Source organism: Geomonas edaphica (genome assembly GCF_004917075.1).
In the GTDB taxonomy this organism is placed as follows: Bacteria; Desulfobacterota; Desulfuromonadia; order Geobacterales; family Geobacteraceae; genus Geomonas; species Geomonas edaphica.
Genome location: NZ_SSYB01000004.1, coordinates 499,605 through 512,799 on the forward strand (window position 1 = coordinate 499,605; position 13,195 = coordinate 512,799).

At 55.4% G+C, this 13,195-nt stretch carries 19 protein-coding genes; 5 read left to right on the forward strand and 14 right to left on the reverse strand.

All coding sequences use genetic code 11. From position 1 onward, the window contains the following. The first annotated feature begins 145 nt into the window (after nucleotides 1-145). Complete coding sequence (locus tag E8K79_RS13015) at nucleotides 146-1,051, forward strand: hypothetical protein (RefSeq protein WP_136515112.1); 906 nt, start codon at nucleotides 146-148, stop codon at nucleotides 1,049-1,051. A gap of 103 nt (nucleotides 1,052-1,154) precedes the next feature. On the opposite strand, the gene E8K79_RS13020 is transcribed toward E8K79_RS13015, so the two are convergent. The 7 genes from E8K79_RS13020 to E8K79_RS13050 all read right to left on the reverse strand — a co-directional run bounded on the left by E8K79_RS13020 (nucleotide 1,155) and on the right by E8K79_RS13050 (nucleotide 6,663). After that, nucleotides 1,155-1,550, reverse strand: a complete 396-nt coding sequence (locus tag E8K79_RS13020) for a type II toxin-antitoxin system VapC family toxin (RefSeq protein ID WP_162604661.1) — start codon at nucleotides 1,548-1,550, stop codon at nucleotides 1,155-1,157. Next, on the reverse strand, nucleotides 1,537-1,776 hold the full coding sequence (locus tag E8K79_RS13025; RefSeq protein WP_136515552.1) for a type II toxin-antitoxin system Phd/YefM family antitoxin: 240 nt from the start codon (nucleotides 1,774-1,776) through the stop codon (nucleotides 1,537-1,539). The genes E8K79_RS13020 and E8K79_RS13025 overlap by 14 nt, the downstream gene beginning before the upstream one ends. 183 nt (nucleotides 1,777-1,959) lie before the next feature. Continuing rightward, the gene (locus E8K79_RS13030) at nucleotides 1,960-2,982 is read right to left on the reverse strand and encodes a rhodanese-like domain-containing protein (protein WP_162604662.1); all 1,023 of its coding nucleotides are present in this window, start codon (nucleotides 2,980-2,982) and stop codon (nucleotides 1,960-1,962) included. A gap of 104 nt (nucleotides 2,983-3,086) precedes the next feature. Next, nucleotides 3,087-3,824, reverse strand: a complete 738-nt coding sequence (locus tag E8K79_RS13035; protein ID WP_136515115.1) for a LytR/AlgR family response regulator transcription factor — start codon at nucleotides 3,822-3,824, stop codon at nucleotides 3,087-3,089. Between the two features lie 385 nt (nucleotides 3,825-4,209). Beyond that, nucleotides 4,210-5,475, reverse strand: coding sequence for a hypothetical protein (locus tag E8K79_RS13040; RefSeq protein WP_136515116.1), 1,266 nt, complete (start codon nucleotides 5,473-5,475; stop codon nucleotides 4,210-4,212). 583 nt (nucleotides 5,476-6,058) lie between these two features. Continuing rightward, complete coding sequence (locus E8K79_RS13045; RefSeq protein ID WP_136515117.1) at nucleotides 6,059-6,373, reverse strand: HigA family addiction module antitoxin; 315 nt, start codon at nucleotides 6,371-6,373, stop codon at nucleotides 6,059-6,061. 8 nt (nucleotides 6,374-6,381) lie between these two features. Further along, nucleotides 6,382-6,663, reverse strand: a complete 282-nt coding sequence (locus E8K79_RS13050) for a type II toxin-antitoxin system RelE/ParE family toxin (RefSeq protein ID WP_136515118.1) — start codon at nucleotides 6,661-6,663, stop codon at nucleotides 6,382-6,384. Between the two features lie 244 nt (nucleotides 6,664-6,907). On the opposite strand from E8K79_RS13050, the gene E8K79_RS13055 reads away from it, so the two are divergent. Beyond that, entirely contained in the window at nucleotides 6,908-7,435 is a 528-nt protein-coding gene (locus E8K79_RS13055; RefSeq protein ID WP_136515119.1) for a hypothetical protein, read from the forward strand. Nucleotides 7,436-7,447: 12 nt separating this feature from the next. Beyond that, complete coding sequence (locus E8K79_RS13060; RefSeq protein WP_136515120.1) at nucleotides 7,448-7,996, forward strand: hypothetical protein; 549 nt, start codon at nucleotides 7,448-7,450, stop codon at nucleotides 7,994-7,996. Nucleotides 7,997-8,026: 30 nt separating this feature from the next. On the opposite strand, the gene E8K79_RS13065 is transcribed toward E8K79_RS13060, so the two are convergent. Both E8K79_RS13065 and E8K79_RS13070 read right to left on the reverse strand, forming a co-directional pair. Next, nucleotides 8,027-8,578, reverse strand: coding sequence for a chalcone isomerase family protein (locus E8K79_RS13065; RefSeq protein WP_136515121.1), 552 nt, complete (start codon nucleotides 8,576-8,578; stop codon nucleotides 8,027-8,029). A gap of 42 nt (nucleotides 8,579-8,620) precedes the next feature. Further along, the gene (locus E8K79_RS13070; protein ID WP_136515122.1) at nucleotides 8,621-9,106 is read right to left on the reverse strand and encodes a VOC family protein; all 486 of its coding nucleotides are present in this window, start codon (nucleotides 9,104-9,106) and stop codon (nucleotides 8,621-8,623) included. 288 nt (nucleotides 9,107-9,394) lie between these two features. On the opposite strand from E8K79_RS13070, the gene E8K79_RS13075 reads away from it, so the two are divergent. Together E8K79_RS13075 and E8K79_RS13080 are read left to right on the forward strand one after the other, a co-directional pair. Further along, nucleotides 9,395-9,688 carry a hypothetical protein gene (locus E8K79_RS13075; RefSeq protein WP_136515123.1) on the forward strand — a complete coding sequence of 98 codons (294 nt, stop codon included), beginning with the start codon at nucleotides 9,395-9,397 and terminating at the stop codon, nucleotides 9,686-9,688. 9 nt (nucleotides 9,689-9,697) lie between these two features. After that, the gene (locus E8K79_RS13080; RefSeq protein WP_136515124.1) at nucleotides 9,698-10,000 is read left to right on the forward strand and encodes a hypothetical protein; all 303 of its coding nucleotides are present in this window, start codon (nucleotides 9,698-9,700) and stop codon (nucleotides 9,998-10,000) included. A 194-nt stretch (nucleotides 10,001-10,194) separates the two neighbouring features. On the opposite strand, the gene E8K79_RS21610 is transcribed toward E8K79_RS13080, so the two are convergent. From E8K79_RS21610 to E8K79_RS13095, 5 genes are all read right to left on the reverse strand, one after another. Continuing rightward, nucleotides 10,195-10,320, reverse strand: coding sequence for a hypothetical protein (locus E8K79_RS21610; protein WP_281276080.1), 126 nt, complete (start codon nucleotides 10,318-10,320; stop codon nucleotides 10,195-10,197). Nucleotides 10,321-10,387: 67 nt separating this feature from the next. Further along, on the reverse strand, nucleotides 10,388-10,513 hold the full coding sequence (locus E8K79_RS21615; RefSeq protein ID WP_281276081.1) for a hypothetical protein: 126 nt from the start codon (nucleotides 10,511-10,513) through the stop codon (nucleotides 10,388-10,390). A 100-nt stretch (nucleotides 10,514-10,613) separates the two neighbouring features. After that, the gene (locus E8K79_RS13085; RefSeq protein ID WP_246043820.1) at nucleotides 10,614-11,579 is read right to left on the reverse strand and encodes a transposase; all 966 of its coding nucleotides are present in this window, start codon (nucleotides 11,577-11,579) and stop codon (nucleotides 10,614-10,616) included. A gap of 94 nt (nucleotides 11,580-11,673) precedes the next feature. Beyond that, a complete protein-coding gene (locus E8K79_RS13090) occupies nucleotides 11,674-12,411 on the reverse strand; it encodes a hypothetical protein (protein ID WP_136515126.1) in 738 nt (245 codons plus the stop codon). Continuing rightward, complete coding sequence (locus E8K79_RS13095) at nucleotides 12,335-13,045, reverse strand: N-acetylmuramidase family protein (RefSeq protein WP_162604663.1); 711 nt, start codon at nucleotides 13,043-13,045, stop codon at nucleotides 12,335-12,337. The genes E8K79_RS13090 and E8K79_RS13095 overlap by 77 nt, the downstream gene beginning before the upstream one ends. Nucleotides 13,046-13,195 lie beyond the last annotated feature (150 nt).

Below are 13,195 nucleotides of genomic sequence, written 5' to 3' on the forward strand. Positions count from 1 at the left end.
CCTCTCCTTTACTTTTTTCCACATTTCTGCCACATTTTTTCCCTATTTCTTTGTCAATGTAACAGCGCACGCTGCGGAAGAATCCGTTTCGGCGATACCAAAGACCATGCCGCATCGAAGCACGATGCACGAGCTGGGGGATTCGATGAGAAGACATGTACTACAAAGTATCTTGTTGGTTACCATGCTGAGCGGGTGTGTGACCGTGCCCAATGGCCCGAACGTCAGGGTCCTTCCTTCCAAGGGAAAGTCCTTCGAGACTTTCATGCAGGAGGATTCCACCTGCAGAAACTGGGCGCAGTCACAGCTTGGTTCTCCGGTCCAGGAGACCTATGACCGTAACATGGCGACGAGCGCGGTCGTCGGCACCGCGGTCGGCACCGGCGCAGGCGCAGCACTCGGGGCCGCTTCCGGGCACGCGGGAGCGGGCGCCGCGATCGGGGCCGCGACCGGCCTTTTGTTCGGTGCCGCAGCCGGCTCCGGCGCCTCGGAGGTTTACGGCGCCGAAGCGCAGCGGCGTTACGACAACTCCTACGTCCAGTGCATGTACACCTACGGAAACCAAGTCCCGGGTGCGCGGCAACCGGCAGCGACACGCGTCGCGGCAGTCCCGCCCCCGCCGCCGCCCGAGCCCGCTCCCGAGCGCATCGTACCTCCCCCTCCTCCGGGACCGCCCGTGGTAGCGCCGCCTCCCCCGGCGCCGGTACTCGTTCCGGCGCCTGAAGAGTACGAGCAGGAGCCGCCCGAGTTCATCTACTCACCGCAGTTGAACGCCTACGTGGCGGTCTCCGTCCCCTACGAGCTCGTCTACACCGGGAACGAGTATTACTATTACAGCGGCGGCAACTGGTTCCGCGGTCCCTACTACAACGGTCCCTGGACCTACGTCCCCAGGACTTCTTACCCTCCGCTCTTCGTCCAGTACGAGGTGGTGAACATACGCCACTACCGCGATGTCGAGTACCGGCGCTACCGTCGTGATGTCGGCCGCTACGACGGCCGTCTCTACCGCCCCGTCTCCCGCGGCGAGAGGTACCGTCCGAGATACTAGTGGAAAAAGCCTCGTGCGTTTCCCCTCCTCTAACGAAGAACGGCACCCGATTTCCCGGGTGCCGTTCTTTTTTCCAGCACGTGCATGGCGGACGAACCGCTGCCTACCATACCGTTTTAAGTACCTTTATGTTACGCAGTTTAGCGTCACAGGTGATAAGGCTTGCCTTGTAGTGCAAGGCCGTCGCAGCAATTATCCTGTCTGCCGGATCTCCATGAGCAAAGTCGGGGTGATGACTTGAGTGGTAGGCGATGTCCGGCGTTATCGGCAGCACTTTCAGCTTGTTTGCCGCGATGATATCCATCAGAAAGTCCCTGGGCGGAATTGCCACCTTAATCCTTCCTTTGCTAAGAAGCATCGCAATTTCCCAAAGGGAGATATTGCTGCAGCCCAGTTCCCCCTCGTACCTTGCCTTTTCCAGCTCCCTTACCGCCTTTTTGGTCAGTTGATCCGGTGCCAAAGCGTCGAAGATCATCACACAGGTGTCAAGGAGCACCACTTTCCACCTCCCATGCTTCTTCGATAGGCGACACCACGTCTCCGACCCAACTATCCTTTCTGGCGGCTTCCAAACGCATACGAGCCTCACGCGCCTCATCGACCTCAGGAACTAGCCGTGCTATAACCTTGCCACGAGAGGTCAGTGCCACCTCTTCGCCGGCCTTGACCTTGCCGAGGTAGACAGTCAGATTATTGCGCAGTTGCGTCACATTCACCTTGATCATTTTCGCCTCCATAATGTACAGATGAAACGTACATTTACCAGGCGGCTTTGTCAACACCCGCGCATGAAGCGTCGGCCCAAGCGGCTGAAACCTTGTCTGCGCCACGCTGTTCTGAGCGGCGACTAGCCCGCGGCACCCGAACAAAAAAAGACACCCGGTTTTCCGGGTGCCTTTTTCTCGGCCTCACTTCGTCATCTCCCCCTCCACGGGGTACTTGTTGTCCTTCCCGAGATTCAGCAGAAATCCCTTCATCTTGCCGAGCCCCTCCGTCGTGTCGTTCCATCCCATGGTCCCAAAGCGCAGATCGTAGGCATCGTACCCCAACTGGTTCAGCATGAGGGTGACCGCCGCGCCGATGTGACCGATGTAGCAAACCACGACGATCTTCCGGTCCGTCGGCAGCTTGCCGAGGCTCTCCATCGTAGCGATCTGCGAGAACGGGATGTTGACCGCTCCGGGAACATGACCCAAGGCGTAGTCCTCCGGACGCTGGATGCTGACGACAAATACCCCCTTGCCCCCGTCTTTGGCCTGCTCCCGGTAAAGCTCGGCGCGGTCCATGAAGAAAGGCTTCCCAGAGCCAAGCACCGCTTTGGTCCGCTCGGTGATGAGTTCGTCCCCTGTGGCACCCTTACCCGGAACCGCAGGGATCTTCTTGCCGGGTGCCGCTTCCGTATTCTCGCTGCTCACCGGGTAACCCGCCGAAGCCGTGTAAGGAGCCGCCGATTGGGCGCGGTTCCAGTGGCTTAGCCCCATCGGCACGGTGGTGGCACTGTAGCCCAGCTGGTTGAAGTAAAGCGACGCCATCATGGATCGGTGCCCATCGTCGCAGGTCAACACGATCATTTTGTCGCGCGGCAACAGCGCCAGGGATTTCCCTTCCGTGATCTCCTCGAACGGGATGTTCACCGCACCCGGCACGTGCCCTTTGGCGAACTCGGCGCGGGATTGCAGGCTCACGATAAAATACCCCTGCTCGTGGTCTTTCACGACGTCCTCGTACACGTTCTCAGCCGGCATGAACGGCGGAGCCGCAAAGAAAACCGTGCTTCTCTTCAGGATCTCCTCCGACAACTGTGCCGCTCCCGTGGCCTGCACGGACTTTTCCTGGCTCTGCGCCCCGCCCGCACCGGCCCATACCGGGACGGCAAGACAAACCAGCAGGACCGCCATACGGGTGATCAATCTGCAGTTACTGAACCTCATAGCACTTCTCCTTCGAACAGAAAATGTCCCCATACAGGGGAACGCCGTTGCCGCGCAATATCCCACTCCGCTGCCGGAGGCTCAAGGAGAACTTGATGAACGGGTCAATCCAAGGGACGAACGGTGGTGGCAGCCGAGAGCGCCTTCTTCACCGCGGGCACCAGGCGGCGGGAAACGGGAGCGGGGGGAATGGCGGGGTCGTGGAAAGAGACCACCATGCGGTTCTCCCCGGCAGGCCCGATCGCTTTCACGTGTCTTAGGTTCACCACGAAACTCTTGTGCACCTTCAGGAAGTCGGCGGTCGGAAAGCGCTCAAGGACCGCCTTGAGGCTCATCAGGAGGTAAAACTTCTTGCGCGGGGTATGGATGCGGCAGTAATTGCCGTCGGCCTCGATCAGGTGTACCTGGTCCGCCGAGAGGAAATGGAAGGCGCCGTTTTCGTAGATCGGCATCTTTTTCAGTTCGAGGTGACCGCTTGTCGGGTTGGTTCGGGCGCCGGTCTGTTCCGAGAGATCCATGAAGGAAACCGCCCAAGCTATGGTGCTCCCCGGCACCATGAGGCGCGACAGGCTGATCATCAGAACCTTGCCGAGGAAATCGATCACCATCGATCTCGACTTCGACTCCTGCAGCCCCGACAACTCGTCCAGGACGCCGCGGACTTTCTCCCGGCTCTTCGGAGGATGCATCTGAAACAGGTTCTGGCCCACCGGCGCCATGTCGGGACCGGCGACGCCCAACGCATGTTCGTTCATGCCGAGCACCTGCCAATCCTCCGACAGGAGCACCAGACCGATCTCCATACTGTTGCCTTGCTCGCTCAGGTACTGTTCCAGTGACATGAGCCGGACTCTAGCCACTTTTGCGAGTCGATGCAAGCAAAACGCGGCATCCCGGTCGTGACGTCCGCAAAGGGCCAAGTAAATCGGGAAAGTGTTTTTTTACACATTTCAGGAAAAGCGGCCGAGTTCCCCACGAAGCGCTGCCCGCCCCCAAGCGTCCCCCCCTTTGCGAAGGCTCTTCAGGAAATTTCGGGAAAGCACGTGAGTGTTGCCTCGAAGCAGTAAAGCCTGCCAAACGTTCCCCCCTTTGCGAAGGGGGGACAGGGGGGATTTGCCTTTGTCATTCCAACTAGGCGAAGGAGGAGGACGGGCTGGATTTTCGCCCCCCGCAGCCTTGGCTAAGGGGGAGCCTGCCCCCCGTTGCCTTGGCGAAGGGGGGAAGTCTCTACCAGTATATAAAGGTCCCGATTGCTCCGATGTTGGCGTCCTGAGTCGCCCCGTTGAACCAGCGGTCCTGCGCCCAGGTGTACTCGCCGATGATCTGGACGAACGGGTTCACGTTGTAGGTCACCGCAACCACCGCCGCCTGCTGTTTCTGGATGTTCAGCTCCGTGTCGTTGCCGGCAAGTTCCGCCCTGCTCTGGCCGTAGTTGACGCCCAACTTCACCACAGGGGTCACCTTGTAGGTCGCCTGGTTTAAAAAGCCCCAGTTGGTTCTCTCCCTGCCGTCCGCGGAGAGCGCGTCCGCGCCCTGCATCCCCAGCATGCCGAGCGCTTTTCCGCCGTAGCAGGAGGTGAGTAGCTGAAGCCCACCCACATCGAGCTGTACGCCCCCCGCCCCGCCAACCGAAGTGACGTGACCGCCCGGACGCACCGCAGCAACGGTATGCTCCGGTGTGATGCTGCCGTCCGGGTTCAGCGTCACCGGAACGGTGACCGTCTGGGCGGAGGAGAAGCTCGCCTGCTGATAAAGCCCGGACACCCAGCCCAGGAACTTCCCGCCGGAGAAGTCCTTGGCGTAAGAGATCTCGCTCTCCAGGCGCGGCACGTTGCGGATCGTCGCCGCACCGATGTCGTTCGTGTCGTTAACGCTGAAGGCGACCTGGAAGCCGTTCATATCCGGCGTGGTGTACCTGATCTGTGCCCCGAAGTTGGGATACAGGTAGCCGTAGCCGATGTGCCCCATGGTCGGCCCGTTATTCACCGGCCCGATCACTCCGGCCCCGAACAGCGTCATGTCGGTGAGGATGTTCTTGGCCTGGTAGAGGTTGATGGCGCGGCCGGCAAGGACCTGGCCGAAGGCACCGGTCGCCGTCATGTTGATTTCGCGGAAGTCGATGTTCGGCGAGAGGTCGGTGCGGCTCCCCCCGTTGTTCTGAACCTGCGGGTAGAGTCCGAGACGTACCGCGTAATCCACGCCGTTGGTGGTGGGAGACTGTATGTTCAGCCCCACGCCCACCGGGAGCAGGCCCGTCCTCACCCTGAACTGCTGCTGGCTCTCGCCCGTACCCGTCTGGTCGCCGCCGATCTCGCCCCCGATGACGCCGGCCGGACGCCGTCCGACCGACTCGTAGGTAGCGAAGACATTGAGGAAGCCGTCCGTGGAGAACTTCCACCCGTTGGCCCCGCCTATCTCGAAGGCCTGCACTGACTGTGCGCTCGCTGCGACAGCCAATACCGCTGCCAGCATCGTTATTTTACTTTTCTGCATGTTACCCCCTGGTTGAATGAATCCATCATTGCATCCGCATCTATTTAAAAAGCGGCTTTTACTATGAGCCGCTGCATTGCTGCTTCTTCAAAAGATGTTTTTGTATGACAATATTTGCGCATGTAATACAAAGCAGCTTTGTTACTGTATCTGCACAACCATGCAGCTGTTGTGCACAAAAATCTGAATACAATTAAATAGAATGCCTTTATAGCAATTGACATACCGACATCAATTCCCAGAGCACTATTTCTTAGCGTTGGAACAATTACTATGTGTAAACAAAGAAATTTTTACAGGCAGGTGTTTTCAAAAGGGTAAGGAACCTCTTACGACGTGGAATAAAACGGGACGCCCAAAGCGGTCCAAGCTGGAACAAGTACCGCTTTTGGAACAGCCAAGACGTTACAAAGCTGCGCACACGGGGCCTACCCGCACCGGCAGCCATTTAAAGTGATTCTTTCTTACCAGCTTGAGTTCGAAGCTAGAAACGGCAGGTGGTTTTGACTTGAGGGTATTTGGAGGAGGTAACCAAGGGTTGAAGCTAAAGGGTTTGCCCCCCTTACGCTTCGACTTCAACCCTCTACGCAGCCTGAACCGACCGGATCGCAGCCAGTTCTTTTGCAAGATCCTTTTCCGCCTGCCACAGGTCTACAGCCCGCTGGGCGTTCAACCAAAATTCAGGGCTGTTTCCGAAAAACCGGGAAAGCCGAAGCGCCATGCCAGGGCTCACCGCCCTGCGCTCCCGTAACAACTCGTTGATTGTTTGTCGGGATACTCCCAAGGTCCCCGCGAGCGCTCCAGCCGTCAAACCGTAATCCGGCAAGAAGTCTTCCCGCAGCATTGCTCCCGGATGTGTCGGCGGTGTTTCTCTTTTGTCTCTATCGTTTCTAAACATTGCACACCTCAATGATAATCCGTTATCTCCACGTCGTATGCATCACCGTTGTCCCAACTAAAGCAGATCCGCCACTGGTCATTGATTGAGATGGCATGCTGCCCGAAGCGGTTTCCGTGCAAGGCATGCAACCTGTTGCTGGGAGGAACCTTCAGGTCGTCCAGGACGGATGCAAGGTCAATATACTCCAGACAACGTATCGCTCTTCCTAGTAGATCCGGGGGCAATCGCTTCGACTTCCCGGTAAGGAAGACTTGCTTCGTCTCTTTGTCGGCGAAAGTCTTTATCACCCCTAAACTCTATGTTGTCACGCGTCGCGTGTCAACCCTTTGCCGCGACGTCACCACATGGACGCACACACTGCGGGAAATATGGCGGAGCAGTGATCTGCCTGAGTCGAGTTAGTGACACTACCACGCATGAGGGGGGGGGGAGTTAGATTTTGCGGTCTTAACGACGGGCTTGCCCTCACGAGTTCATTTGCCATACTTAATACGCGAGGCAGTGACCTAAGGCGTTGAGGAGGGAGTGATTATGTCTGGCAACAACAGCTGCCAAAAATGCCACTCGTTGAAAGCTGCTTGCGATGAAGCCTTTTATACATATCCCAAGTCGTGCAGCCATGCCGTCTGGCACGTCATAAGGAGGTGCGTTCACGACCAGCCTTACCTTACCGCAAACAACCTCCTCCAGGTTGTAGAGCGAAGTCCTAGATGGCAAGAGGTTCAGATTCATGAACTAGCACAACTTGCAAATGATGGCGTCCTTGTTATAGGCGGCGCAGCTGAATCGGGACACGGTCACGTGATAGTTGTATATCCAGGTCAGCCAAAAAATCATGGCGGGTACAGCTACTTGGACCGAGAAGGCAGGTCAAAAGTACTGCCCTGCTACGGCATATTTCCTCTTGCCATGTCCACGTCGATAGGAAGTTGGCCTGGAGCAAAAAGCAAAGGGGATAGAACTATCGCGGATGCCTGGTCGCGGGAAAAATTTAAACACGTTCGTTTCTATAAGTACGTTGGGACACCATATGGGTCCCCAGATGGTGCGGAGGACTGAGGAGATCAGCGCATGCAAAAAGCCTTTACCGTTTTTATAGCTCTCGCCTCATGCCTGTCATGGCCAACCCAGTTTGCCTTCGCTGAAGGCTACATTGGCTTTACAGAACTAAAGCCGAGAGATTGTGTCGTTATCGATCCACAACGGGCTATAAAGTTGCCGGCCTCATGGCACAAGTATTTAACATTCACAAAAATATGTCCCTTGAAGAAAGAACAATCATCAAAAGCGGTAGTCTCGATTATTTCAGTCTGGGCTGAAGACTATCTCAATACGAAACAGGCAAAGGTATGGGAGGATTTTTCTTACACCATCATTGTTGATGATCGTATGAACGTTGTAGGGACACTCCCGGAGATTTTCCCGACAGATGCCCCAGCCGAGCCAGCCGTTTACTTTGGAAAGTGGAAATCTGAAGTACCAACAGAAATAAGAGTGGATGTCTATGACCCTACCGTCGCTGGCGAGCACTACTACGAGCCTTTAATCTGGAACGAAAAGCAGAAGAGGTATTACATGACGGATAAAGAGCCCAAATCAGGACCGAGACCAAAACGATAGAGCGGTGAACGGATCTTAGCAAAACGGCACTTACTTGCCGAGCATCCCCTTCTTCAGGCTTGCGTCGGCGGGTTTTTCTCCGAGGTAGATGGCTAGGATGGCGGTGGCAAGGGGGCGGGAGATCAGGGTCCCGAGGAGTTTGCCGTTATGCTTCGCCGTCACCGTACCGTCGCCCCCCAGGAATATGTCGACCTCGTCGCCACGCTTGAAGTCTCCCGTGAAAAAGGAGAGGAATTTCTTTACTTCCGCAGCATCGGCAAGGTCAGGCGCGTTGTTCACAAAACCCTCCTGGAACGCCTCGACGATCTTCTCCTTCTCCACCTTCGGGTAGACGAAAGCCATCCTGATCAACTTGTCTCCCGTGTCGCGGAGCGCTTCCGGGCCGCTGTTCAGGCGTCGCGCGGAATACAGGGAGCCGACGTAAACTTTGACGAAGAATTTCTTCCTGATGCCGCTGCCGTTCAAGGTCAGCGTTTCGGCATTCACCGTCACTTGTGGTTCGACCTTCACGCCCGCGATTTCCTTCGCCGGAGCGGTGCCTGCAACAAGCACCACCAAGATCAACGCAAGTATCACTCTCATGCTTTGTCGCCTCCTTTCCCCGGCAGGACCAGGCCCGGGACCTCAGCCTCGGCGCGCCGCCTCTATGGCCGAGATGTCGATCTTCACCATCTGCATCATCGCATCGAACGCGCGCTTTGCGGCGGCGGGATCGGGATCGGTTATCGCCTCCGTCAAAGCGACCGGGGTGATCTGCCACGAGATGCCCCACTTGTCTCTGCACCAGCCGCAGACGATCTCTTTCCCCCCGTTGCCGACGATTGCGTTCCAGTACCGGTCGGTCTCCGCCTGGTCCGTAGTAGCGACCTGGAACGAGAATGCCTCGTTGTGCTTGACCTCAGGTCCCCCGTTGAGCCCGAGGCAAGGAATCCCCATGACGGTAAACTCGACCGTCAATACATCGCCTTTTTTCCCGGACGGGTAATCCCCCGGCGCGAGGTGCACCGCGTCAACCGATGAATCGGGGAAGATCCCCGCGTAAAAGCGCGCCGCCTCTTCCGCGTCGCCATCGAACCAAAGGCAGATCGTGTTCTTTGCAGGCTTTTTCATGCATTTCTCCTTTTAAGCCATCGACGCCGAAGCAGACGATGCGCTTGCAGTCATAGTGGATTGCACGCCAGAACGCATTCCGGACCAAACTCTAGCAAGAGCCCATCGAATGTCAAAAACCTCAGCGACTCCCCCATCCCCTAGGAATTCTCCTGAAGATGCTTTCGCATCCAACGGTTTTTTTCAGTTGCTCGCCAACGGCTTGCCGATTTTTGTCAGGGCGCCGGTTGACAGGCACCGATATTATTGGCATTTTTTAACTATTCACGTGAACAACAGGAGGGAGTCATGGGATTCGAATTGCAGTCGCTGTACCAAGCAATGACGTTCGCGCTGCTAGATGTTGCGGCGGGAAATGAACATGAGCGTCGTGTCGATGTCGGGACGCGCGGCAACGCGGCGCGTATCAGGATCCTGCAACCGACAGGCGATGTCATGATGACCGTGTACGGGACCGGCGTCTGTGAGGTCGGTGAACAGTTGGTGCTTTCCTGCCTGAAAAGGGTCAGCGTGCAGCGCCTGAACGAACTGCACAAGACCCCGTTGAAGAAGGCTGCACTACTCAAGCTTGCGAAAGGATAGGGAGGTTTTATGGAAACCGGGGAGTTCGAGATTGCAAAGCTGTGGGAAAGTGTGGCGATGAGCTTTTTGCAGCTCTGCATGCGCGATGGCGGCGATAAGGATATCGGAGTGATGCTTCTGGGGAGCGACGTCCATCTGAAGGTGATAGGTCTTTCCACCAATACGGAAATCAACGTAGTCGCGGGTGCGGAATACAACGACATGGCGAAACAACTGGTCCATGCCTGCTTTAAAAAGCTGAGCGCCGGGGACATCGTCGAGCTGAGCCTGAAGTCCCTGAATACCGAAGCCGACGTCTTGAAGCCGGCATAGCTTTGTGACCAAATCAGGAGCCTTGGCAACCGTTACCATATCAGCCAAGGTGGAAATGGCCTCACTGCTGAACACCGGTGTTTCGTCGGTATGCAAGTGAGAAGTCGGGGACACCCATGGGCGTCTCCGCTCCGCGTGTCTCCCAGAGGCGGCTTGCTCTTGCGGCAGGCCGCCTCTGGGACACGACTTATGGTTTATTTACCTTCGTAACGCGCCCAATAGGCCGTGCTGTGCGCGGATTGGCGGTCCATCGGCCCCTTGTTCAGCAGAGCGAAGGCGGCGGCGCCGAATACACAGGTAACTACTATTGCGAGGATCATGATGTCTCCATTTTTTACGGACGATTTTGTAGCGTGAAGAGCAGGCAGGAGAGGAGACGTGGACTTTTTAGATCGTGAGCTTTACACCGACAGCTTTTTCCTCTTTCTTGAGCCGTTTGTCCGCCTTCTTTTCTTTTTGTGTTTTTGCCGGTTCCTTTTTCGATGACTTCTTACTGTCTTGGCCTTTACTCATGATGTTACTCCTTGTCGTAAAGTTGCATTACCTCAAAGTTCTACTCTTTCAACTATACCACTATTAGACAGCAGATGTGCCTTTATTACCAGAAAGCCCCCTAGGGGGACGTTGTTAATATTTTTGCATTTGAGACAAGATCTTTAGCTGCACCGTCCTTCACCAAGGTCTCTCCCCTCTTTGCAGCCACCGTTACCCCTGCACGAGATATCTTAAGCAAGTCCGAAATGGTCGCCCCGCTGTATCCCAAGACACGCAGTGCAAGGAAACAGGCTACTGCGCGGGCCGCTGATACAGTTCGCTCCTTGGTGGATGTACATAGTATTTCGGGGCTGATCCCGTATCTTGCAGCAACGTCACTGACCACTGATTCCAAGGACGGTATATCCTCTAAGTGTGCATCTTGTTCCACCCGCCATACGTCTTCTACAAACTCGCCCCCACCGAGGATCCGCTCATCGAACGCCTCTGCACCAAGCTGCGCATGAAGGAAGTCACAACTTCTGAGCATGCCGCCTCCAACGAACTCCTCACGATGACCTTTTGCTGCAGCCTCCATGACAAACAACCGATAATTCCGTCTTGCTTCCGACAAACTGCCGCCAAATCTGCACAGCACCTCGTCCGTGACCTGACCCGGGAGGGTGTGGTTCCCCATTAGTACCGCGTGCCCGCTCCAGCGATAGCTGTCCAATGCGTCCACGCCCTGGACAAGGTGCGCCCTGACAGGATTCAGGTGAATGTAGCTCACCAGCTCCAGAAGGTAAGGCTCTTCCTGGCAAACAATGGACTTGTAACGATTTTGAAAGAGATGGCCGGCACGGTTGTGCCTCTGATTGAATGTCACCGCGTACCCGGTGAGTAGGCGGCGCATGAAGGAGGATAATTTGGACTTTTCCGGTCTCAACAGAAGATGGAAGTGGTTGGTCATCAGCGCCCAGGCGAAGCACGAGGTACCGGTCTTCACCAGCAGCATTGATAGGCGATCGAGGAAAGAGTAACGGTCTTTGTCATCGAGGAAGATGTCGGACTTCTCGATGCCACGGACCATCACGTGCTGCAGCAAACCAACCGCATCAAGTCGAGCTAACCTTGGCATGCGGAAAGCTTAGCCGCGCCTAATCAAATGTCAAAATATTAACAACGTCCCCCTAGTTCCTTTACTCAGGATATCCCTCGCGGTACAGACAATGTGTTGTAGTCTTAGCAGGAGATGAAAGCGGTTGGTCATCAGCGTCCAGGCTGTTTGGTGGCATAAGCTGTCCAGCTTCTCTCGATCTGATCCACCCGACTGTACTATGAGGCTCAAATACCGACTCCACCTGCATCCACCCATCTTTTTGTCTAAGTATCCCGACCAAAGCTCCTTTGCGGAGAACCCCTTTCAATTTCCCTTTGTGGGAGGGGACCAAGTGCAACACAGCGCGCTCAGCAATGATTTCCTGCAGATCGAGCCATTTTGTCAGCCTCACCAACTCGAGCACAATTCCAGTCGAAATCTGTGGCAGCAACACGAGACCACATCCAGCATGATCTGTCCCGTTATTGATTTTGAGATCCACCCCACCAGGGATATCTTTCACCGTTCCCGGCAGCAAACGATCGCTCCAAGTCATTACGCGTGCTTCATTGTTTGCGGAAGAGCCTCTAAGAAAGAATGAACAGTCCTTAGTCACACCCTCCCCTTGATTTTCCTTATAAACTCCGACAACGGCTCCGTGTTTCCCTACTGCTATAGCTAGATTTTCGTAGACCCCTGACTTTAGTTCCCCAGCCGATGCCGAAGTAACCGAAACAAGCAAAATCCACAAAGCCGTTACGTTAAGTTTTAGGAGAGCTTGATGCCGCATTACAATGTTTTTTGTAACTACGCTCCATACGTTTGTCATAATCTCCATAATTAACTCCGTTGTACAAGCAGGCAATTTTCTTAAAATCTTTGGCCATTATTGCCGAAATCAAGTCTGATCGCGACTTACAAAACTTCACAAACCCCATTAATTGTTCCCGCTCTCCAGTCTTCATTGCCATCACAAAATCAAGTACGTTTTCAAACCCGCAAGCTTTGTGGTTAAACCCCATAATCTGAAACTTTCCCCAGGAGCAGGACTGGAGTGCGGCATTGGCATCCAGTTCCATCGCTGCACGTAGGGTTTGCCATGACACAGAATGAGAGCGATTGTTTAGCTTCCATTGCGCTCCCGCTTTTTCCAAGTACACGTATGAGAGGCGCATATGTCGATCATGCAATCTTTTTGTGAGTCGTCGAAATATATGTCCTTCATATGCAATGACGGGTAGACCATCGGAACCAAAGCCGCTTTTCCCACCAGACTCAACTTCTGCGAAAGCCTTGATCACCGCTACGGAAGCACCTCCTAAAGTCTTAGCTGCATCAACGAAATCTTCTTCTCTAAGCTGGTTTCTGGTTCCTGGTTTAGGTGTGATAACACTGCTAATTATTCTGCTTTGCTCCGTTATGTTTGGATCCCTTCCAACGACGAATGGAGAGGCATGATCGTTTATTCCCAAGGGCCCCGGTGTGTCCCCGATGTGTGTACGACGTGTGTCCGGCGAAGCGGCATCGTTGTGGCCTAGTGGGCCTGGGGTTAGGGCAGGGCGTTGAAAGGGGTCGCGGTGGAAGTGGGGCGCACGGGAGTTGGCCATATGAACCTCCTAAGG

Bases quoted from the DNA above. Each gene is read 5' to 3' on its own strand.
- E8K79_RS13015 (WP_136515112.1), top strand. From the start codon at position 146: ATGAGAAGACATGTACTACAAAGTATCTTGTTGGTTACCATGCTGAGC.
- E8K79_RS13025 (WP_136515552.1), bottom strand. From the start codon at position 1,776: ATGATCAAGGTGAATGTGACGCAACTGCGCAATAATCTGACTGTCTAC.
- E8K79_RS13030 (WP_162604662.1), bottom strand. From the start codon at position 2,982: ATGAGGTTCAGTAACTGCAGATTGATCACCCGTATGGCGGTCCTGCTG.
- E8K79_RS13035 (WP_136515115.1), bottom strand. From the start codon at position 3,824: ATGTCACTGGAACAGTACCTGAGCGAGCAAGGCAACAGTATGGAGATC.
- E8K79_RS13040 (WP_136515116.1), bottom strand. From the start codon at position 5,475: ATGCAGAAAAGTAAAATAACGATGCTGGCAGCGGTATTGGCTGTCGCA.
- E8K79_RS13045 (WP_136515117.1), bottom strand. From the start codon at position 6,373: ATGTTTAGAAACGATAGAGACAAAAGAGAAACACCGCCGACACATCCG.
- E8K79_RS13055 (WP_136515119.1), top strand. From the start codon at position 6,908: ATGTCTGGCAACAACAGCTGCCAAAAATGCCACTCGTTGAAAGCTGCT.
- E8K79_RS13060 (WP_136515120.1), top strand. From the start codon at position 7,448: ATGCAAAAAGCCTTTACCGTTTTTATAGCTCTCGCCTCATGCCTGTCA.
- E8K79_RS13065 (WP_136515121.1), bottom strand. From the start codon at position 8,578: ATGAGAGTGATACTTGCGTTGATCTTGGTGGTGCTTGTTGCAGGCACC.
- E8K79_RS13070 (WP_136515122.1), bottom strand. From the start codon at position 9,106: ATGAAAAAGCCTGCAAAGAACACGATCTGCCTTTGGTTCGATGGCGAC.
- E8K79_RS13075 (WP_136515123.1), top strand. From the start codon at position 9,395: ATGGGATTCGAATTGCAGTCGCTGTACCAAGCAATGACGTTCGCGCTG.
- E8K79_RS13080 (WP_136515124.1), top strand. From the start codon at position 9,698: ATGGAAACCGGGGAGTTCGAGATTGCAAAGCTGTGGGAAAGTGTGGCG.
- E8K79_RS21610 (WP_281276080.1), bottom strand. From the start codon at position 10,320: ATGATCCTCGCAATAGTAGTTACCTGTGTATTCGGCGCCGCCGCCTTC.
- E8K79_RS21615 (WP_281276081.1), bottom strand. From the start codon at position 10,513: ATGAGTAAAGGCCAAGACAGTAAGAAGTCATCGAAAAAGGAACCGGCA.
- E8K79_RS13090 (WP_136515126.1), bottom strand. From the start codon at position 12,411: ATGGAGATTATGACAAACGTATGGAGCGTAGTTACAAAAAACATTGTA.